The sequence below is a fragment of the Marinobacter sp. tcs-11 genome, from assembly GCF_002049515.1.
Lineage (GTDB): Bacteria > Pseudomonadota > Gammaproteobacteria > Pseudomonadales > Oleiphilaceae > Marinobacter > Marinobacter nauticus.
Genome location: NZ_LLYU01000008.1, coordinates 37,285 through 57,869 on the forward strand (window position 1 = coordinate 37,285; position 20,585 = coordinate 57,869).

Below are 20,585 nucleotides of genomic sequence, written 5' to 3' on the forward strand. Positions count from 1 at the left end.
TAATCCCAAATTTTCAATTTGTCCAGTCAGGAAAGATGAAAATTTCGTGAATCGTTTCTGGAAACGTGTCCGGGTCTGCTAGACCCGGAACTGGGATGCCTTTGTTTGCAGGGCCGACAGGGTGCTTGCTATTTCACCGCTGGCCTCGTCCGATTGCGTTATGGAATCAACGGTTTCCCGGGAGGAATCGGCGATTTCACGCACGCTGACACTGACTTCGCTGGCGTGCCCACTCTGATCTTCCGCCACCCCGGAGATCTCAAGGGCCCGCTGCTGAAGGCTGGCCAGCAGTTGGTTAATGCGGTCGAAGTGCTCATCGGCCCGGTGGAACTCGGTTGAGGATTCCGCGACCTGACCGGACACATCGTTAATGGTGCTGACGGCCTGACGACTGCCCTGCTGCAACCTTTCGATAATGGCCTGAATCTCGGTGGTCGACTCCTGGGTTCGGCTGGCCAGAGTGCGTACTTCATCAGCCACCACCGCAAACCCTCGACCGGACTCGCCAGCCCGCGCCGCTTCGATGGCGGCGTTCAGTGCCAGCAGGTTGGTCTGCTCCGCGATAGCTCCGATCACGGACAATACCGAGCCAATCTCTTTGCTCTGGGTATCCAACTGATTGACCGCCGCGACCGCCTGCTCAACGTTCCGCACGACGCTGTCGAGACGATCACGCACTTCTCGGGAGATCTCCGCCGTGGCCGCACTTTCGGCGCTGACATTCCGGACTTCGCCGGCGATATCCTGCACATCACCGGCGACTTCGGAAATGCTGCGCGACATCATCTCCATGGTGCCGGAAACCTGGGCGACACCCTGCTCCTGACGATTCACCGCGGCCACGGCGCGGCGACTGATATCCCGCTGGGCCTGCGCCTGGCCGGCGGCGGACTCTGCCGACGCCTTGACGTCTGAGACCAGTTCCTGGATCCGAGCAATAAACCGGTTTACTCCGTGCCCCATTTCGGTCAGTTCGTCATTGCCTTTAAGGGAGACTCTCCGGGTGAGATCGGCTTCGCCATCGGCAATCCCCCAGATCGCCTGGCTAAGGCGGTAAACCCTGGGCAATACGCCGCCGCCCAGCACCAGGGCCACAAGCACAACAAGGGTTACGACCGACACCACCGCCAGAAGCGACAGCTTGGTGGACAGACTCTCGGCTTCGTCATTCAACGCCTGCACGGTGTTATTCATGCTCGTGCGGGTTTCTGTGTCCATGGCTGCGAGCTGCTGTTGTAACCGCTGGTTCACCTGCTCCGTTTCGGTGCCAAGTGTCTCCCTGAGTGCATCAATACTGCCCGCAATGGTTGCTCCGAATTCCGCCTCTAGCTGAGTCAGGTCACGATTGATGCCCTCAAGCGACAACCCAAGTTTCAGCTCTCCAATAGCCGAACCCTGTGGCGCAATATCCGCGCTGATGATCACCACATCGGGATCCCGGCTGGCAGCATCCAGGACCCGATTTGCAGCACCACGACCTTCCCCCTGCTCCATAAGAGTGCGAACACGATCGTCCGTGCGATCCACATAGCGGGTCAGACGTTCACCGTACTGATCGTAGTAAATCGCAAACAGAACAGACTCTCTGGCATCGGCCAGTTCCACCAGATCGGTCAGGCGGGGGATGTCACGATCCCAGATCAGAGGCGCAGCGACGGCAGCCAGCACCTCGGCAAGCCCCTGGGCTTCCGCCATAACGGCTGTACGAACATTACCGGCCACACGCTCCTGCTGCTCGGTCTGCTGGCGGGTGAGTTCCGCGGAAAGTTCGTCGGTGGTTTTCTGGCGCATGCGCTCAAGCCGGCCCCGGACATCTTCCCGGGTTTCACCAAACGAGGCGCTGACATTATTGCTGCTGGCTTCCAGCGCGGTGCCTGCGGTTTCGACCAGCCGCTCAACCTGGTTCGATATCAACCATTGGCTGACAACGACCTGTATCAGGCCAGCAACCAGAAGCGCAATGAACACCGGCCGCAACAGACGGCTGGTCACGAGGTGTTTGAAAAAACGTATGGACATAGGGACTCCGCTAGTGTTCGCGCGCAAAGCATCCTGCACACCGACAGCCGGCTCCCTGCCGAGTTTCTGTCTTTATGTATAGCAAAAGGCGGGCCTATGTGGGCAGCAATCCAGGTTCTGGAGTGAACTACGCCGGCCCGACAGCGTATATGCTGAAACACTGAACAAGAGGAGAAGCCAGCCATGCTGGGATTTCTGAAGGGCGACCCGAAGAAAAAACTGCAGAAAGCCTATGAGGACAAGCTCGCCAAAGCGCTGCATGCACAGCGTAATGGCGATTTGCGTAGTCACGGCACGCTGATGGAGGAGGCGGAAAAGATTTACGCCGAAATACAGGCACTGGAAAAGTCCGGGCGCTGAAACAGGCGTTCAGCCCCCGGGACAATAATACGCCTACTCGCCCATCAGTTGACGAATGCGCTGGTTCAGACGGTCCACCTCCCGCCGCATGTCCTGAACTTCATCCAGCAGCTCCAGCGACATCGCCAGCCCCGGCAGGTTGAGTTTGAGATCCCGCTGCAGGCGCAGCGCTTTCTGCAGGCGACTCAGCGCGGCCACGTCGAATTGCCACTGGCGCATTTCCGGCACCTCGTCCAGTGGCGCGATGACTCCATAGTCCACCAGTTTGATCACAAACTCTGCATGACAGTCCCCGCGTTCGCAGATTTCCCGAAGCGAGAAGGTGCTGCCATCGGTGTCGGTGACTTCCACCATCAGAATCCGGTCTTTGCTCGTCATGTTCGCCTCCCTCACACGTGCAGCTTGCTGCGCGGATTAAAGCCTTTCTCCAGCTCAGCCAGCTTCTCGTAGAGTGCTTCGGCTTCCGCCGTGTGCTGTTCGGGCATGGCCACTTGCAGTACCACAATCTGGTCGCCCGGGTGTTTGCCCGGAAAGCCTTTGCCCTTGAGCCGGAGTTTGCGCCCGCTGGTGGCCCCCTTCGGCACCTTCACATTCACCTTTCCGGTCACCGTTGGCACTGTGACCGTTGCCCCCAGGGCGGCTTCCCACGGCGAAATCGGCACGGTAACCAGCACATCCCGGCCCTCAACACTGAAGTGAGGGTGGGGCGCCAGTTCCACTTCGATAAACAGATCGCCAGGCTCACCTCCACCAATTCCGGGTGCGCCCTGGCCCTTCAGCCGGATATGCTGCCCTTCCCGCATGCCCGCAGGGATTTTTACTTTCAGGGTTTTCTGGCGTGGTATCAGGCGGCCATGGTCATCCGGTTCATGAACCGTGAACGACACCTGTTTCTCGCAACCGTTAAAAGCTTCTTCAAGAAACAGGGCCAGCCGGGCATGCACATCCTCGCCCCGCATTCTCATGCTCTGGTGAAAACCGCCACCCCCGAAGCCTCCACGCCGGCCACCGCCGAAGATTTCCTCAAAAAAATCACTGAACTGGCGAGCGTCGGCCTCGGTGTATCCTCCACCGCCAAAGCCGGAGGCACTCTGCCAGCCCGGTGGCGGCTGGAATGAGCCATCGGCGCGGGCACCGTACTTGCGCAACTGGTCGTACTCGGCCCGTTTCTCGGGGTCTTTGAGCACTTCATACGCTTCGCCCACATCTTTAAAACGGTCGCTCGCGTCGGCCTCTTTGCTGACATCCGGGTGGTACTTCCGCGCCAGCTTACGGTAGGCCTTCTTGATCTCCTCGGGTGTGGCAGACTCACTCACACCGAGGACGGCGTAATAGTCTTTAAAATCCATGGCGCTCCTCGCATCTGACCAAAGAGGTTTCTCTGATTACCTATAGTTGACGCTGATGGAAAAAATACAAGCCGTGGCTGAGCGACATTTGAGGCAGGTCAAGCAGTGAGATGCGGTTCACAATGACCGCCAGATGGCCGGATCTGACAACCGCGAAGCCCCTTCTCCCATTCTGCAAACCGGCGCCTGTGGACGATATTGAATAGGCAGTACCCATAGACGGACCGTCTATCCCTTACACAAGGAGTTCAAACAATGACAACTAATGAACACCGTTCGTTCCTGCCCGGGTTCCTGGGCAAAACCTTCAAGCCAGCCATGGCGCTGGGCGCGGCCCTGCTGTTTACCGGCTGCAGTGAGCTCGGCTATCTGCTCAGCAACGACAAGGTCACCGACGCCGACAACGACCAGGTGGTTTTCGTTGGTGATTCCATCTTTGCCCTCTCCGGTGAAATCCAGAATCAGCTGGAGGCCAAAGCCGGCGAAACCTTCCGGCGCTACACGGTCTCCGGTGCAGAGCTGTCCGGAGAGCTGATTGCCCCGTCCATTCCCAATCAGTTCCGGGAAGCAGTTACCGATAACCCGGATATCAAAACCATTGTGGGTGATGCCGGCGGGAATGACATTCTGATTCCGGCGATTGCCTTCAACTCCAACAACTGCAAGACACCCTGGTGGCGCTTCGGGCGCCTGAGTCAGCAATGCCGGGATTTCATCGATGATATCTATGTGGAAGGCGTCGATTTCCTGAACGAGATGGCGGAAGCCGGCGTTCAGAACGGCATTCTGACCGGCTACTACTACACCAAGAACGGCCTGTTCCGGCTGGACGACATGAAAGAGGCAGTCGACTACGGTAATGCCACACTGGCCCGGGCCTGCGAGAACTCGGTACTGGACTGCACGTTTGTGGATCCGCGCTGGGTGATCAACGACCGGGACATCATCTTTGATGGTATCCACCCGGCGGATAGTGGATCGAAAAAGATCGCTGATCTGATCTGGCCGAAACTGCAACCGCTTCTCTGAAGCCCCAGCGTCCCGGCCGAGCATCGGCCGGGACCACATTCTGCAATACCACTGGCAGGACAGCTGCAATGAAACCACTCAATTCCGTATTGGCGCTCGGTGCCCTGGCCTTAGTGATTGCGGGCGGTTTTCATTACTGGCCCGAGTCATCAAAGCCGGCGGCTATGCAAGCACCCAATGGTTCCACCCCCTCGCGTGCGGCAGCGACGCCCACCACCGAGCCAACCCAAAGCGGCGACCAACGCGTTGTTGAACTGGCCGTTAAGTACCTGGAACTGTACGGCGACACCATCACCGAGCCGGCCACCCAGGCACGTCTGTATAACGAACGCCGAAACCTGTTGACGCGTTATCCGGATGCCGGTGACGAGCTTTTCCAGTCCGCCGTCACCACGGCCTTTCCGGAACTGGCCGACAGCATTTTCGCGTTAATGGCCAAGCTGGACCTGTATAACCGGTGGCTCGACAATCACGAGCTTCGTTTACAGGGGTTGCCGGACATGGAACGCTACGCCGAACTCTGGCAGCAACGCGAAGCGATTTTCGGCCCCCTGGCAAGCCAGATCTGGGCCGAGGAGCAGAACCCGGTGGAAGCCAAATCGGACCAGTTCCAGCAGACTCTGGCGCGGCTGGACCAGGCCAACCAGATGCCACTGACCGAACTGGCTCACCAGCTACAGACCACCGCAGACGAACTCTATGGTGCCGATCTGGCCCGGCAACTGGCGGGTTCCGGTGCGACCGGCCATGCCCTGTTCTCCATGGATAGCGTTCAACAACAACTCGCCAGCCTGCCTGCAGACAAACGCCAGCAAACCATCAACGCTCTGCGCCGCCAGATAGGCTACTCCGAAGAAACCGTTCGACAGTTGGCCGAGGAAGACCAGCGCCGGGAGGAAAAATGGCAGAAAGGCAGAGCTTACATGGCCGAAAGACGTGCCCTGGAGAACCGCCTGAACGGCGACCAACTGGAGGCCGCGTTAACGGATCTTCGCCAGGAACATTTCGGGTTTTCTGCTCCGACCATCGAACGGGAAGAGGAAGAGGGCTTTTTCCGGTTTGAGCGCGAACGCCGCTACGGGCTGAATTAGCAACTTTCCCTACGGTCATTATGTTTCATCGGTCTTAGCCAGTAGAATAGCGTCCTTTTCTACCAAACGGCCCGGTCAATCAGTAAACCAATGACCCAGCAAAACCGTGCCCCAATAGGGCCCCGAAATGCACTGCTAGATCAACTGTCCCGATCCGGGGCATTTGCTGCGCCTGAGCAACTTCCCTGCTTTGGTGAGCGACTGAGCCGGCTGTTCGGCTTGGGCGACACCATGACCCTGGATGCGGCCATAGGTTATCGGGCGAAACAGCCAGGCACGCCTCAGGGCGCCGTGGTAGACCGGTTAACCGATGAGCTGGCGACAATACGCAGGGCACTGGTTCAGCGTATTCGCGGGTTTGGCTCCGATCTGGAGTTTGACGGTGAACCCGAGCTTGAAGCCGCTCTCAATGCCTGGCTCGCACTCCAACGCAAAGTGGCGGCCAACAGCCGTCAGTTGAGGGACAAGGTTCGAAAATCGATGAAAGATCAGGGCCCGAAGCTGGCCCACCTGGCCGAATTGGACGCCGTGTTTGATCAAACGATGGCCGGGTATACCGCACAGTGTTTTTCCCATATTCCCAAGGTACTTGAACAACGATTCGAGCACCGATCGACCACCCCGGAGCAAAGCCCTACCCCGGCCACAACAGCCGACTGGTTCCACCGTTACTGCGAGGAAGCGCAGTCTTTGTTACTCGCTGAACTGGATGTTCGGCTGGAACCGGTTCTGGGTTTGCTGGAGGCTTGCCACAAAGAGGTTAACAACACCCCATGAGTAAACTGTTCTTTACCCTGGCGTTTGCCATCGGCCTGGCCGTGGTAGCCTGGATTGGTGCCGGATTTGTCGGTTCCGACCTGCTGGCGCTGGCGTTTACCGGGCTGATTGGCGCCGTTTACTGTCTCGGCTTTGGCGAACTGGTGAATTTCCGCCGACAAACCCGCGAACTGAGCGCACAGGTTCATCAGCTACCTGAAAGCCAGGAGCAGCTTAACCACTGGCTTGGCACACTGCCCGCCCCGATGCAGTTCCCGGTGCAACGGCGAATCGAGGGCCATGCCGCCGCATTACCCGGCCCGCAACTGACACCCTACCTGACCGGCCTGCTGGTGATGCTGGGCCTGCTGGGCACCTTTGCGGGCATGATTGTGACTCTTGGCGGCGCCGCCTCGGCCCTGGATAACAGTACCGAACTGAGCGCTATTCGCAGCGCACTGGCCGCACCGATTGCCGGTTTGAGTCTCGCCTTCGGCACCTCCATTGCCGGCGTGGCCGCCTCCGCCATGCTGGGGCTGGCCTCTACCCTGAGCCGCCGGGACCGGTTGCAGGCGTCCCGCGCCCTGGATAGTGCGCTGCGAGACAAGCTGCATCATCTTTCTACAGACCATCAACGCCATCAGGCGTTTCAGGCTCTGGAGAGCCAGGCCAAAGCCTTGCCCGAAATGGCCTCGGCCATGGAACGCATGACGACGCGCATGGAGCAACTTGGCCAGCAACTGGAACAGTCCCTGACCCGGAACCAGCAGGAATTCCACAGCACGGTCGGCCGCCACTACCAGACACTGGCCGATTCTGTGGCCCAATCCCTGAAATCGGCGCTGGATGACAGCGCAAAACAGGCTTCGCAACGGATTGAGCCCATTGTTATCCATGCCATGGAGCAGCTTCAGAAAGATGCTCACAGCCTTCAACAAAGCTGGGCTAATGATGCCCGCCAGCAGTTAGCGGAACTGACCGCCGCTTTCCAGAAAACCACTGCAGAAGCCGGCGAACGCTGGCAGCAGAATCTGATTGCACAACAGGCCCAGAACCAGGAGACGTTGGCGACCCTCTCAAAGCAGAACGAACAAAGTCAAAGCCAGTTGCAGGAACAACTCCACACCTGGCTTGGCGCCATCAACGACCAGCACCAAACCTGGCTCAAGGAACAACAGCAACAACTGGTACAGAGCTGTGAACGCCTGAACAATGCCGGAGATGAGGTGTCGCAACACTGGCAGGCCGGTCTGGCCCGCCAGCAGACTCAAAGTGACGACATGCTGGCAGCATTCAATGAGGCGCTGACTCAATACCAAAGCCATTTCCAGACCAGCAGCACCGGGTTGATTGAGCAGCAACAGGCCGGGCTGGCAGAACTGGTCAGCACCGTTGGCGCTCAGCTCGATCAACTCCGGGAACAGGAAAGCGAACGAGCCCGGGCTGCAAACGAGCGAATGGAACAACTGGAAGCCACAGCAGCACGCCACCTGAGTGAACTGGGCACTGCACTGGAAGCGCCCATGACCCGCCTGATTGAGACCGCCTCGGAAACACCGAAGGCCGCCGCCGAGGTGATCCGACAGCTGCAGTCGGAAATCGCCCGCAACAGCGAGCGGGAAAACGAGCTGCTGGAGGAACGCCAGCGACTGGTTCAGGAACTGGACACCCTGCTGGAGAACCAGCGCAGCACCGCTGACAGTCAGCGGGAGGCGGTGGATACCCTGATCACCGGCGCTGGCGAAACCCTGACCGGCATCAGCGAACGCTTCAACACCCTGATCCAGGAACAGAGCCAGCAACTGGGCAAACTGGGCGACGACATTACCGGCAGCAGCCAGGAAGTGGGCGCCCTGAGCGATGCGTTCATGCAGGCCATTGAGCTGTTCAGCCAGTCCAACCAGCAGGTCATCGCCGGCCTGGCGGATATCCAGGCAGCGCTGGACAAGGCCGGCAATCGGCACGATGAGCAACTGGCCTACTACGTCGCCCAGGCCCGCGAAGTGATTGATCTCAGCGTCAGTGCCCAGAAAGATGTGATTGATGCCGCTGCGGCACTGCGCCGGGCAGAATCCAGCGAGGCCGGGTGATGGAACAGCTGGAAGGCGGCGAACAACAATCGGCACCGGTCTGGGCCATTTTCTCGGACCTGATGGCTGCTTTGGTGGGTATTCTGGCGCTGATTCTGGTGTGGGTGATCGGCATTCAGCTGGAACTGAGCCAGTCCCTGGCCGAGGAGATCGAGAAACGGGAGGCGGAAGAACAGCGCCGGATGGCCCTGGAGCAAGCTCTTGAAGACCCTCTCACCAAAGGTCTGGTGACGTTCCGCGATGGCCGTATCGGTATCAGCGGTAACGTATTGTTCGAGCTGAATTCAGACCAGTTGCAGGCCGAAGGTGAAGAAGTACTGGAATCACTGATTCGCCCGTTACAGGCCTACCTGGAACAGCACGATGAACTGCTGATGGTGAGCGGATTTACCGACGACTTGCCGATGCATCCGGGCAACCGTTATCAGGATAACTGGGGCCTGTCGGCCCAGCGGGCCCTGACGGTTACCCGAACCCTCACAGAGCTGGGCTTGCCCAATGACCGGGTATTCGCTGCCGCCTTTGGTCCTCACCACCCGGCCGTACCCAATGTCGATGCCGAATCCCGGGCCCAGAACCGGCGGGTGGAAATCAGTACCGTGCCACGGGCGCCTTCGTCGGCTGAGGATACTGAAACCGGGGAAGGTGATTGACCATGAGCGAAGCCCCCGGCCCCTCCTTGCTGGAAAGCTTGAGGCAAAACGGCGCCCATCAGAATGACCCGGTTCGGTTCCGCTATCTGGAGTCTTTCGAGCAGAGACTGCGCGCAAAGGGGCTGCATAAGGGAACGACGCACTGGCGGAAGCTGGAACAGGCGATATCGGACTATCAGGCAGGGCTGGACAGTGCCGGGCAGCGCGATGAGCCCACACCCGATGTCGGCGGCAATTCGCCTCTTTCCGGGTTGCTGAACCAGCTGAATGAAACCCCAGAGGCATCGGTTGAAGCGCCACAGTCGGTTCTGGAACAACGGGTGTTCGGGCAGTCGCCACAAGACCCGCCAAAGGCCCATCCAGCCTCAGTACCCAATAACCCGCGCCCCCTGAAAGCCATGATCAGAGCCCAGGCGAACCAGGGCCATCACGTTATTGCCGAGCGAATTCGACACGCCATTGAAAGCACACCGAAAGAAGCGGGACCGATGAACGCGCATCGGTTGGTAAGCCGGGCTATTGCTGAGATGCAGACGTTGTCACCGGAGTATCTGGCACGATTTGCTCGCTACACCGATACGTTGTTGACGTTGGAGCGGCTGGCGAGAAAGGGCTAGAAACGCTTTTGTTCCAGCCCTGGCAATGACGGCCTCAACTCAGGGAGAGAGTTCTTCCAGGTAGGTTTCTCCATCCCCGTATAGCGAGGCAAATTCCTCCTCCGGAACAACGGTCACGGCAATCTCCGGTTCATGGTCACCACCGCCCAGCAACACGCCCCGCATCGGCGTTATATCGGAGAAGTCTCGCCCCCAGCCGAGGGTAATGTGCTCCAGGTCGGGCCTCAGCGCGTTGGTGGGGTCCAACTCCAGCCAACCGAAATCCGGCACGAACACCGCTACCCAGGCATGGGTGGCATCGGCACCGACCAGCCGCTCCTTTCCTTCGGGCGGGTGAGTCAGGATATAACCACTCATGTAACGGGCCGCCAGTCCCACCGAACGCAGGCAGGCGATCATAATATGGGAGAAATCCTGGCAGACCCCACGACGGGCCTTGAACGCCTGCTCCACAGGGGTGAAGGTTTCGGTCGCCGTCGCATCGAAGCGGAAGTCGCGATGGATCATCCGCATCAGGGCATCCGCTGCTTCCACCAGGGGGCGTCCGGGGAAAAATGCCTCGCGTGCATAAGCGGCGTACTGGGAATCGATGGGTACGTTGGTGGACACAAACCGGAACGCCGTGGCTTCGAGATGTTCCGGCGAAAACGTCCTGTCCGCCCGATACCGCAGGCTGTCACGCACGCTTTCCCAGGGTACTTTTGCCGCAGTTGCCGACGGCTTCGGTCGATCGCGCAGCTCCACCCAGAACTCGCTGATGATCTCCAGATAGTCGTGATCACCAGTGAAATGAATCTTGGTAATCCGGTTGCCAAAGCAGTCCAGGAAGGAACGACGTGCCGATGGATCCGGTGAGATCGCCAGGTGATGCTCAAGATTCCTCTGCCAGGGCAGCGCCCGCGGAGTCAGCCTGAGCAGGTGATGAGACTCACCCACCACCTGGTCGTAGTGGTAGAGGGTCTCATGACGCACATGGTAACGGACAAATGTCATGACAGGCGCCTTAATCCGCTTTCACCGGCCGGTCGGAATACCGGGTGTGAATAAAACACTGCCGTTGGATTTCATCCGATACACGATAGGCTTCTGACCGGATATCACACAAGAGCTCTGCCAGAGCTCCGCAGGCCTGATCCGGATGCTTGCGCTCAAACGGGTGCAGATCCAACCCTTGTAAACGACGCAGGGAGTCGTTCAGATCCGGGGAAAACAGCTGTCCGGTTTTCTGACCCATTTCGGGTAAATCCTTCTGCAACTGGCGCAACTGGAACATCACAGAATGGGGGTTGCTCGCGTCGATCACAATGGTGTGAAGCACCCCCAGAAGCTCTGGTGTCCGGCGATATCGGGTCCGGTAGGTCACTTCCGAGTTTGCCACTTCCAGCAGCCACTCCAGCATGGCGTTACGACTGAAACGGTCACTGAACAGCGGCACACAAATCAGGGTGCACAGATTGGCCAACCGCTCCAGGCGCCGCCCGATCACCAGAAAAACCCAACTGGCGTCCCGCGTAATGTCATCCATGGCAAATCCAGCCAGCGATATGCAATCCAGCAACACCAGATTCAACGCCCGGATTGATTGTTCTGGCGTCGCCGGCGCCGGACTGAGAGGTTTCCCGACCCGGTTGAGTGTGTGCCAGTTGTCTGTGGATAACCGATCCCGGACCTGGCTGGCATTGAACAGCAAGGCCTGGATGATCGACGCAATCGACCCCGGGGATTCCTGGTCACTTACTGCTCTCAGCAAAGCCTCGGGGAGGGGCTCGGGTACGGCATCTTTTTCCGGCTCAGGAAGGGTACCGAACTGCTCGGCCGCCTGCTGGAGCCCAAGCAGTGCCTCCTCACTGGCCTGATCATGCCCCGACAACCGGTTGAACGCCGCCCTCAGCAAGCGAGCCGTGCCTTCCGCCCGCTCAGAATGTCGGCCCATCCAGAACAGATTTTCGCCCACACGGGACGGCGTGTCCCGCTCGCCATCCAGCAGGTCGGAAACCTGCAACCGTTTCTTGATCAGCGATTTGGATGGCGCAGTGTAACGCGACTGTACCCAGGTATCCTTCGACAACCCGCCCCGCTGCATGGAGATGACCTCCACGCCCTCATCCATGGCGACACGGGTCAATCCACCGGGCATCACCCGCCAGCCGGAGGGCGTGGCCGCCGCGAACAGGCGCAGGCCAATAGACCGGGTTGCCAGCGGCTGGTTCTGATCACCCTTCCAGACCGGGGCCTGAGAAAGGTGAACCAACTCCTGCCCGACAAAAGCATGGGGGTGGGCACTCATCTTCTTGATGAGTGCGGTCCGTTCTGCCCCCTTCATCTGATAACCGAACACCGGCTCCATGCGCATACTCGCAAATGCCGGTTTGATGACCAGTTCATCTAGGTGCTCAATGACATAGTCCAACGCGGGTTTTTCACCACACCACCAAGAGGCCACGGATGGCATAGCCAGAGGTGAACCCAGCAGTTTTTTTGAAATCTCCGGCAGAAAACCGAACAGCGCCGCACTTTCAAGAACGCCGGAACCCAGGGCGTTTGCCATCAGCACTTTGCCGGCTCGCACAGCACCCAGCAAGCCGGGGATACCCAACACGGAATCGGCACGGAGTTCCAGCGGATCACAAAAGCCATCATCGAGCCGGCGATAGATGGCATGCACACGACGCAGGCCCTGAAGTGTTTTCAGGTAGACCGTGTCATCGCGCACGGTGAGATCCTGACCTTCCACCAGAGGTAAACCGAGGTAGCGGGCAAGAAATACATGTTCGAAATAGGTTTCGTTAAAACGGCCCGGTGTCAGAAGCACACACAACGCGGTCTCATTTCGCGCCGGAGACATGCTCGCAAGACTGTTCTGGAACCCCTGGAAGAATTCCGCCAGGTTGGTCACTGGCAGGTTGTGGAAGGGCGCGGGGAACGCCCGGGAGATGACCAACCGGTTTTGCAGGGCGTAACCCGCCCCCGAAGGGGCCTGGGTCCTGTCCGCCATCACCCACCAGCCGCCATCCGGCGCCCGCGCCAAGTCCACTGCATAAAGGTGAAGGAAGCGGCCACTCACCGGCTGTATGCCCTGGCAGGGCCATTGAAAACCAGCCTGACCGTAAACCAGGGCCGGCGGCATCAACCCCTCTTTGAGCAACGCCTGATCGCCATACAGATCGCCCAGAACGCTGTCCAGCAGTTCAGCTCGCTGGGCGACCGCTTTCGAAAGCCATTGCCACTCATCCGCGCCCAGAACCAGCGGCAGCAGATCGACCTCCCAGGGCCGGGTATCGCCACGGGGATCTTCGTAGACGTTGTAGGTTACCCCGTCTTCGGCAATCGCGCTGGAAACCGCCTGAGCCCTGAGATTGAGACCGGCGACCGACTCAAGGTTCAACTGTTGCAACAACGGCCGCCAATGGGGCTTTGGCCCGGAACCCAGGGAACCAAGCTCATCAAACCGATCCGGCACCGGATGGTACTGGCGGAGGATGTCCGTTACTGCGCGCTGCTTCGCCACCGTGAATTCGGGCTCCGTTAGTCAATGAGCTGGAAGCATAGCCGCTTTCCAGCCCCCTGAGCCAGTATCAAACGGTAAGTTCACACATGTTATTTGTGATACCGCAAATCCAGGGTGAACGGGAACTCCCGGTGCTCCGGCACCGGCCGCAGGGGTTGCTGGCCTGAGCTGTGTCCCATCCGGAAGAAACGCGCCATACGGCGGCCTTCAGCCTCGAACGAATTCACCGGCAGCGTCTCGAAATTCCGGCCACCGGGATGGGCCACGTGATACTCACACCCGCCCAGACTGCGTTCGTTCCAGGTGTCCACGATATCAAACACCAGCGGCCCATCCACCCCGATGGTCGGGTGCATGCACTGCGACGGCTGCCAGGCCCGGTAACGGACCCCGGCGACCGACTCGCCCACCATGCCGGTAGGCTGAAGTGGCAGAGGCACCTGATTACAGGTGATCTGGTAACGATCCGGCGCAGCACCGCGCACCCTCACCTGCAGACGCTCCAGGGAGGAATCCACATAACGGGCAGTGCCGCCGATTGCACCGTGCTCACCAGTGACGTGCCAGGGCTCCAGGGCCGAGCGCAGCTCAAGGGTGATGCCCTTGACCTTGTAGTCGCCGATCCGGGGGAACCGGAACTCGAAATGGGGCGCGAACCACTCGCTCTCGAGCGGGTAACCACGGGCCTTCATATCGTCGATCACATCTTCGAAATCCTGCCAGACATAGTGAGGCAGCAGGAACCGGTCGTGCAGTTCGGTGCCCCAGCGCACCAGCCCTGGCGGCTTGTAGGGTTGCTCCCAGAAGCGTGCCACCAGCGCGCGCAACAGCAGCTGCTGGGTCAGGCTCATGCGGGCATGGGGCGGCATCTCGAAGGCACGCAACTCGAGCAGACCATGACGCCCACCCGGGCCGTCCGGGGAATAGAGCTTGTCGATACAGAACTCGGCCCGGTGGGTGTTGCCGGTGACATCGGTGAGCAGGTCCCGGAGCAAGCGGTCCACCATCCAGGGCGCGATTTTCTTGCCCACCGGGCATAACCGCTCCATCTCCTTGAAGGCCAGCTCCATTTCGAACACGTGGTCATTGCGGGCCTCGTCAATCCTGGGGGCCTGGGAACTGGGGCCAATGAACAGGCCGGAGAACAGGTAGGACAGACTGGGATGGTTGTGCCAGTAGCTGATCAGGCTGCGCAACAGATCCGGGCGCCGCAGGAACGGAGAGTCCTCGGCCTTTTGCGAACCCAGCACAAAATGGTTGCCGCCACCGGTACCGGTATGACGGCCGTCCATCATGAACTTCTCAGACGTAAGCCGGCATTCGTAGGCGTCTGCATAGAGCGTCTCGGTCTGCTCGACCAGCTCATCCCAGGTCTTGACCGGCTGCACATTCACTTCGATCACTCCCGGATCCGGGGTAATCCGGAAATGACTTAACCGTGGGTCGGAGGGTGGCTCATAGCCTTCCAGCAAGACCGGCTGCCTGAGCTCTGCGGCGGTTTTCTCGATGGCCGAGACCAGCGCAAGGTAAGGCTCCAGCTCCCCCAGCGGCGGCATAAAGACGCGAAGGATGCCCTCCCTGGGCTCAACACACAGGGCCGTGCGGACAATCTCGGGTGCCGACTTGCCTTTGGCCGGCGGCTTCAGCTCCGAAGACGGCCGGCCAGCCTGGCTGTGGCTGTTCCATTGACGGATCTGTTCGCTGACAGGCAAGGGCCCGCGAGGGGCAAACGGGTCCTGTTCGTGGATCCAGGGGTAATCCGCTTCTTCCACCCAGGGCTGACTGTCCAGGGGCAGCCGGTGGCCCATGGGGGAGCCGCCCGGTATCAGGTAGCAACGCTCGCTGCGCAGGAACCAGGGTCCGGTCTCCCAGGCCTTCTCCTTTTCGGAAACACGCAGTGGCAGCACGTAGCCGACGGGCTCATCCAGACCCCGGCTGAAAATCTGCTGAAGCTGCTTCCGCTCAAGGGCATTGTCGAGTTTGGCATCAAAGGGATCGAGGTTGACCGGCAGCCGTCGTTCCCGCCACAGGTAATAAAAGGCATCCTCGAACCCAGGGAACAGGTGTTTTTCATCGACACCCAGTTCCTTCGCCAGGGCCGCTAAAAACCGGTGAGCATCTTCCGGGCTTGCCTTGCCTTCAGTACGCTCGTCCGCCAGCCACCGTTCATCCTGCCAGATTGGCTCACCATCCTTGCGCCAGAAGCAGTTCAGTGACCACCGCGGCAGCGGCTCGCCCGGGTACCACTTGCCCTGGCCAAAGTGCACCAGCCCACCGGCTCCATACCGGTCCCGCATCCGATGGTAGAGCTCGATGGCCTTTTTCCGCTTGGTGGGGCCCATCGCCTCGGTGTTCCACTCCGGCTCATCACGGTCGTGATTGGCCACGAAGGTGGGTTCACCGCCCTGGGTCAAGCGCACATCCAGCTCGGTCAGGCGTTCGTCCACCTCATGCCCCAGATCCACAATGCGTTGCCACTGCTCCTCGGTGTAGGGTTTAGTCACCCGCGGCGCTTCCCAGATGCGCTGGACGCTCATCTGATGCTCAAATTCGACCTCGCAGTCTTCCACCATGCCGGAAATGGGCGCCGCCGAGGACGGATCCGGGCTGCAGGCCAGCGGAATATGCCCTTCACCGGCAAACAGGCCAGACGTCGGATCCAGTCCCACCCAACCGGCGCCGGGCAGGAAGACCTCGCACCAGGCGTGCAGGTCAGTGAAGTCTTCCTCCGCGCCCGAGGGACCATCCAGGGCTTTCAGGTCTGCCTTGAGCTGAATCAGGTAGCCAGAGACGAACCGCGCCGCCAGGCCCAGGTGCCGGAGAGTCTGGACCAGCAACCAGGTGGAATCCCGACAGGATCCGGACCCTTTTTTCAGGGTCTCTTCCGGCGTCTGTACGCCCGGCTCCATCCGGATCAGATAATCGATCCGGTTGGCAAGCCGCTGGTTTACGCCCACCAGGAAATCGACGCTGGGCGTTTCCTTGCGGTCTATGGTGGCCATCCACTTCCGGAATTCCGGTGTTTCCGGCAGTTTCTGCAAGTAAGGCGCCAGCTCCGCCGTCTGCCATTCCTCATAGTCGAAGGGAATGGTCTCCGCCCGGGGTTCCAGAAAGAAATCGAACGGGTTGATCACGGCCATCTCGGCAACCAGGTCCACCGTGATTTTCAGCTCGTCGGTCTTTTCCGGAAACACCAGCCGGGCCAGATAGTTGGCCTGCGGGTCCTGTTGCCAGTTCAGGAAGTGACCTTCGGGCTCAACCTTCAGCGAGTAACTGAGAATCCGGGTGCGCGCATGTGGACAGGGTCGCAAACGAACAATCTGAGGGCCCAGGGTAATCGGGCGCTCGTAGCGATAATGGGTGGTATGACTCAGGGCAACGTGAATCGACATGGAACCTATCTCGCAGGCGAATAGTGTTGGGAGTTTCAGGCTGTCTCGTAGACAGGAAACCAGGTCTCTGCAATGTCGTCGTGAAGTTCACCGATCTCCAGCTGCAGGTTCTCCAGGAACAGGATCACGTCCTCCTTGCGGATCAACGCATCCACGTCGCCTTCACGGGTGTGACGGACCGCCTGCAGCGCCGTGCGTAGCGGAATCTCGTTCCTGGGCAGGCGACCGAGGGCACCGGCCACTTCGCTGAGACTGTGTAGCACCGAGCGCGGGAAGGGTTCGTTCTGCAACAGGAAGCGAATCACCAGAGGCCCGCTGACCTTGCGCCGCACGTTGTGGCGGTACATCTGGAAGGCACTCTGGTAGCGCAGAACGCTCGTCCACAATAGCCCGCCGTAGGTTTCCGTGCCGTCCCAGCCATCGAGGAACTGCAGAGCTCCCACTTCAATCTGACGGGTGGCCATGTCGGCCCGCTCAAGGTTGCGACCCACCCGGATGAAGTCGTAGCCCTCGTCGTGACTCATACACCCGGCCAGCAAACCATTGAGCATCTGGCAGCGGCCGACGATCTCGTTCAGGAAATCGTATCGCGCGCGTTTCCCCACCCCCTGGTCGATGTACTCCTGGATGTAACGATATAGTTCATTGATGACTTCCCAGGCGTCGGTCGGTACTTGGTCCCGGGTGGTGCGAACATTCTCCCGGGCAGCATTGATGCAGGAGGCGATGGAGCTCGGGTTGTAACTGTCGGCCATCAGAAACTTCACACAGTTGCGCTCATCGGCCTTCTGGTGGTGCTGGTCAAACAGCGCACCCATGCCCGTCACCGCCACCAGCCCTTTCCAGGACAGCTGGGTCTCCCGGGGCATATCCAGTGCCAGGGAATTGAAAGCCATGATCATCCGGGCATTGTTCTCGGCCCGCTCAAGGTATCGGGCCATCCAGTACAGTCTTTCCGCTACACGTGACAGCACATCAATTCTCCTCGTCCACGATCCAGGTATCCTTGCTTCCACCGCCCTGGGAAGAATTCACCACCAGGGAGCCCTTGCGCATCGCCACCCGCGTGAGCCCGCCGGCGGTAACGTAGGTTCGCACGCCCTGCAGCACGAAGGGCCGCAGATCCAGGTGCCTCGGCGCCAAACCCTCGTCGCACAGCGTGGGAGCGACAGACAGACTCAACGTGGGCTGGGCGATGTAGTTGCGTGGGTTCTTCTTGATCAGACGGGCAAATTCGGTGCGCTGCTTCTTGGTGGAATGCGGCCCCACCAGCATGCCGTAACCACCGGACTCATTCGCCGGTTTGACCACCAGCTCGTCCAGGTGCTCGAGCACATACTCCTGGTCCTGCTTGTTCACACACATATAGGTGGGCACGTTCGGGATGATCGGCTCCTCATCGAGGTAATAGCGGATCATGTCCGGCACGAAGGCGTAGATCACCTTGTCATCGGCCACTCCGGCACCGGGCGCATTGGCCAGGCCAACCTTGCCATTGCGCCAGGCTCGCATCAGGCCCGGCACGCCCAGGGTAGAGTCTGCCCGAAAGACTTCCGGGTCCAGAAAGTCGTCATCAATGCGCCGGTAGATCACGTCCACGCGCTCCAGGCCTTCTACTGTGCGCATGTACACGCAATCGTCTTCACCAACGACGAGATCAGCCCCCTCCACCAGCTCGGCACCCATGCGTTGCGCCAGGAACGAGTGCTCGAAATAGGCCGAATTGAAAATCCCCGGAGTGAGTACCGCAATTCTTGGATGATCCTGGGGCCTTGGAGAAATCGACGCCAGCATGTCGAACAGCTGGTTGGTGTAGTCATCCACCGGCAGGATACTGTTGTTGTCGAACAGTTCCGGGAACACCCGCTTGGTCAGTTGGCGATTCTCCAGCATGTAGGAAACACCGGAAGGAACCCGCAGGTTGTCCTCAAGAACATATACCTTTCCGTCCTTGTCCCTCACCAGATCCGATCCGCAAATGTGGGCCCAGACCCCCAGTGGCGGCGTAAAACCACGGCACTGCTCGCGGAAGTTTTTGGAGTTGGCGAACACGTACTTGGGAATGACCTTGTCTTTGACGATATTCTGGTCGTTGTAGATATCGTTAATGAACATGTTGAGGGCCGTCAGGCGCTGGGCCAGCCCTTGTTCAATGTTTTCCCACTCCCGGAGCGAAATCACCCGGGGAATGATATCGAAAGGCCAGGCCCGGTCGATATTCTCGCCCTCGCTGTAGATGGTGAAACTGATCCCCATCTCCAGTATCGCCAGTTCGGCAGCCTGCTGGCGCGCCTGGATCTCCTCGGACCCGAGATTGCCCAGGTAGTCGGTAATCGCCGTCGCGGCTCGTCTGGGCTTCCCTTTGGCAGCGATCAGCTCATCGTAGAAGTCGTTGGGATCGTAGTTTTTCCAGTCAATCGCTTTGTTCTTTTTCATTCGGGATCCTTTCATTAACGTCCGTGAGCGATCTGGTGCACCAGACGGAGCTTCTCCACCACCGCAGGCGCCAGCACAAAGGGGTAGGCGTCGTCGTGCCCCATGCTTCGGTTCAGGCTGTTGAGCGCAAGCGTCAAAGGCAACCAATGCCTGATCAGCGCATCGAAATCACCGGTCTGGCAGGGGTCGAAGGCAGGGCCTGTTTCGCCGCTTGTTTCCTCGGGCTGCAAGGTATTCACACGCAGACCGAGCTGCCAGGCGGTTTCCAATGTATCCACCATATGCAGATAATGTGCCCAGGTCTCTGCCCAGTCCTCCCAGGCATGGCTGCTGGCATAGGCGCTGATGTATCGGCTTTGCCAGTCAGAGGACGGGCCGTATTGGTAATGCTGGTCCAGCGCTTGCCTGTAGTCCCTGGTCTCATCACCAAAAAGGTCCCGGAATTTGCCAAGCCACGGGCTACTCCGGACAAGCAGATCCCAGTAATAGTGTCCGGACTCATGGCGAAAATGCCCTAAAACAGTGCGATACGGCTCGGCCATCTGGTTGCGCATCCGCTCGCGTTCCACCGGGTCTGCTTCGGCAATGTTGATGGTAATGACGCCATTGGCATGGCCTGTCGTTACTTTTTCACGCTCGTCAAACATAGCCGGCTGATCGGCCAGAAAATCGAATGCCAGCCCAAGCTGATCTTCGTTCCGGGGTTCGCACGGGAGTCCCAGGCGCAATACGGAATACACAAGCCGCCGTTTCTCTTTTTCGAGACGACGCCAGAGGTCATTGTTCTTCTCGATGCTGAGATCCGGGATTGTGCGATTCAGGCGACAGGCAACACAGAAGGTATGCGGATCGGTTTTGGGGATCAGCCAGTTACAGGCTCGCTGATTCTGATAGTTGTCACACAACCGGTAGAGATCACCACGTGCGACCGTCGCCCAGGTGTTATCGCCTTCCGGCTCGATCGCCAGCAAATCCATGACATCCGGGGCAAAGCCCAGGTCAGCTCCGCAATGGGTACAGCGACTGTTTTCAAAATAAAGCAGGTTGGCACATCGACCGCAGTGGAACAGCTTCATTGGAAGGCATCCTTGGCCATTACCGGCAAGAGCATGCCTTCAAGTATTGGCCATCCAGGCCAAAACGCAAAAATCTGCCGTTAAGCAATACCAATCTTCGAAGCGACAACCCTTGGCGTCGGCATCCTGTTCTTTGTTGCAGCGATAAGTGCGGGGATCAACACGGGCGATGGGCTTTCAGCTCACCCATCAGAAAAAGCCCCCGGAGG

The 20,585-nt window shown here is 59.4% G+C and carries 16 protein-coding genes; 7 read left to right on the forward strand and 9 right to left on the reverse strand.

The window, feature by feature from the left end:
- Window positions 1-78: 78 nt before the first annotated feature.
- Window positions 79-2,019, reverse strand: a complete 1,941-nt coding sequence (locus ARC85_RS10600) for a methyl-accepting chemotaxis protein (RefSeq protein WP_286714833.1) — start codon at window positions 2,017-2,019, stop codon at window positions 79-81.
- Window positions 2,020-2,202: 183 nt separating this feature from the next.
- Between ARC85_RS10600 and ARC85_RS10605 the strand changes: the two genes are divergently transcribed.
- The gene (locus tag ARC85_RS10605) at window positions 2,203-2,379 is read left to right on the forward strand and encodes a DUF6435 family protein (RefSeq protein ID WP_286714834.1); all 177 of its coding nucleotides are present in this window, start codon (window positions 2,203-2,205) and stop codon (window positions 2,377-2,379) included.
- 33 nt (window positions 2,380-2,412) lie between these two features.
- Here the strand turns inward: ARC85_RS10605 and ARC85_RS10610 are convergent, their stop codons facing one another.
- Both ARC85_RS10610 and ARC85_RS10615 read right to left on the reverse strand, forming a co-directional pair.
- Complete coding sequence (locus ARC85_RS10610; protein ID WP_286714835.1) at window positions 2,413-2,757, reverse strand: chaperone modulator CbpM; 345 nt, start codon at window positions 2,755-2,757, stop codon at window positions 2,413-2,415.
- A gap of 11 nt (window positions 2,758-2,768) precedes the next feature.
- Entirely contained in the window at window positions 2,769-3,728 is a 960-nt protein-coding gene (locus ARC85_RS10615; protein WP_226596563.1) for a DnaJ C-terminal domain-containing protein, read from the reverse strand.
- A gap of 255 nt (window positions 3,729-3,983) precedes the next feature.
- On the opposite strand from ARC85_RS10615, the gene ARC85_RS10620 reads away from it, so the two are divergent.
- From ARC85_RS10620 to ARC85_RS10645, 6 genes are all read left to right on the forward strand, one after another.
- Window positions 3,984-4,757 carry an SGNH/GDSL hydrolase family protein gene (locus ARC85_RS10620; RefSeq protein WP_228285522.1) on the forward strand — a complete coding sequence of 258 codons (774 nt, stop codon included), beginning with the start codon at window positions 3,984-3,986 and terminating at the stop codon, window positions 4,755-4,757.
- Window positions 4,758-4,825: 68 nt separating this feature from the next.
- Window positions 4,826-5,848, forward strand: coding sequence for a hypothetical protein (locus ARC85_RS10625; RefSeq protein WP_153740696.1), 1,023 nt, complete (start codon window positions 4,826-4,828; stop codon window positions 5,846-5,848).
- Window positions 5,849-5,938: 90 nt separating this feature from the next.
- Window positions 5,939-6,625 carry a DUF3348 family protein gene (locus ARC85_RS10630; protein WP_153740695.1) on the forward strand — a complete coding sequence of 229 codons (687 nt, stop codon included), beginning with the start codon at window positions 5,939-5,941 and terminating at the stop codon, window positions 6,623-6,625.
- The gene (locus ARC85_RS10635) at window positions 6,622-8,694 is read left to right on the forward strand and encodes a DUF802 domain-containing protein (RefSeq protein ID WP_286714836.1); all 2,073 of its coding nucleotides are present in this window, start codon (window positions 6,622-6,624) and stop codon (window positions 8,692-8,694) included. The genes ARC85_RS10630 and ARC85_RS10635 overlap by 4 nt, the downstream gene beginning before the upstream one ends.
- Window positions 8,694-9,347 carry an OmpA family protein gene (locus ARC85_RS10640; RefSeq protein WP_011786471.1) on the forward strand — a complete coding sequence of 218 codons (654 nt, stop codon included), beginning with the start codon at window positions 8,694-8,696 and terminating at the stop codon, window positions 9,345-9,347. Before ARC85_RS10635 ends, ARC85_RS10640 begins: the two co-directional genes overlap by 1 nt.
- A gap of 2 nt (window positions 9,348-9,349) precedes the next feature.
- Entirely contained in the window at window positions 9,350-9,964 is a 615-nt protein-coding gene (locus ARC85_RS10645) for a DUF2894 domain-containing protein (RefSeq protein WP_286714837.1), read from the forward strand.
- 39 nt (window positions 9,965-10,003) lie between these two features.
- On the opposite strand, the gene ARC85_RS10650 is transcribed toward ARC85_RS10645, so the two are convergent.
- The 6 genes from ARC85_RS10650 to ARC85_RS10675 all read right to left on the reverse strand — a co-directional run bounded on the left by ARC85_RS10650 (window position 10,004) and on the right by ARC85_RS10675 (window position 20,376).
- Window positions 10,004-10,957, reverse strand: coding sequence for a transglutaminase family protein (locus tag ARC85_RS10650; RefSeq protein ID WP_014422409.1), 954 nt, complete (start codon window positions 10,955-10,957; stop codon window positions 10,004-10,006).
- A 10-nt stretch (window positions 10,958-10,967) separates the two neighbouring features.
- On the reverse strand, window positions 10,968-13,472 hold the full coding sequence (locus ARC85_RS10655; RefSeq protein WP_022992435.1) for a circularly permuted type 2 ATP-grasp protein: 2,505 nt from the start codon (window positions 13,470-13,472) through the stop codon (window positions 10,968-10,970).
- 89 nt (window positions 13,473-13,561) lie between these two features.
- On the reverse strand, window positions 13,562-16,864 hold the full coding sequence (locus ARC85_RS10660; protein ID WP_011786475.1) for a transglutaminase family protein: 3,303 nt from the start codon (window positions 16,862-16,864) through the stop codon (window positions 13,562-13,564).
- A gap of 35 nt (window positions 16,865-16,899) precedes the next feature.
- Window positions 16,900-17,838, reverse strand: coding sequence for an alpha-E domain-containing protein (locus ARC85_RS10665; protein ID WP_286714838.1), 939 nt, complete (start codon window positions 17,836-17,838; stop codon window positions 16,900-16,902).
- Window position 17,839: 1 nt separating this feature from the next.
- Window positions 17,840-19,300, reverse strand: coding sequence for a circularly permuted type 2 ATP-grasp protein (locus ARC85_RS10670; RefSeq protein ID WP_011786477.1), 1,461 nt, complete (start codon window positions 19,298-19,300; stop codon window positions 17,840-17,842).
- Window positions 19,301-19,314: 14 nt separating this feature from the next.
- Window positions 19,315-20,376 (reverse strand): zinc-binding metallopeptidase family protein, encoded by a 1,062-nt coding sequence (locus tag ARC85_RS10675; protein WP_023012217.1) that lies wholly within the window; start codon window positions 20,374-20,376, stop codon window positions 19,315-19,317.
- Window positions 20,377-20,585: the final 209 nt, after the last annotated feature.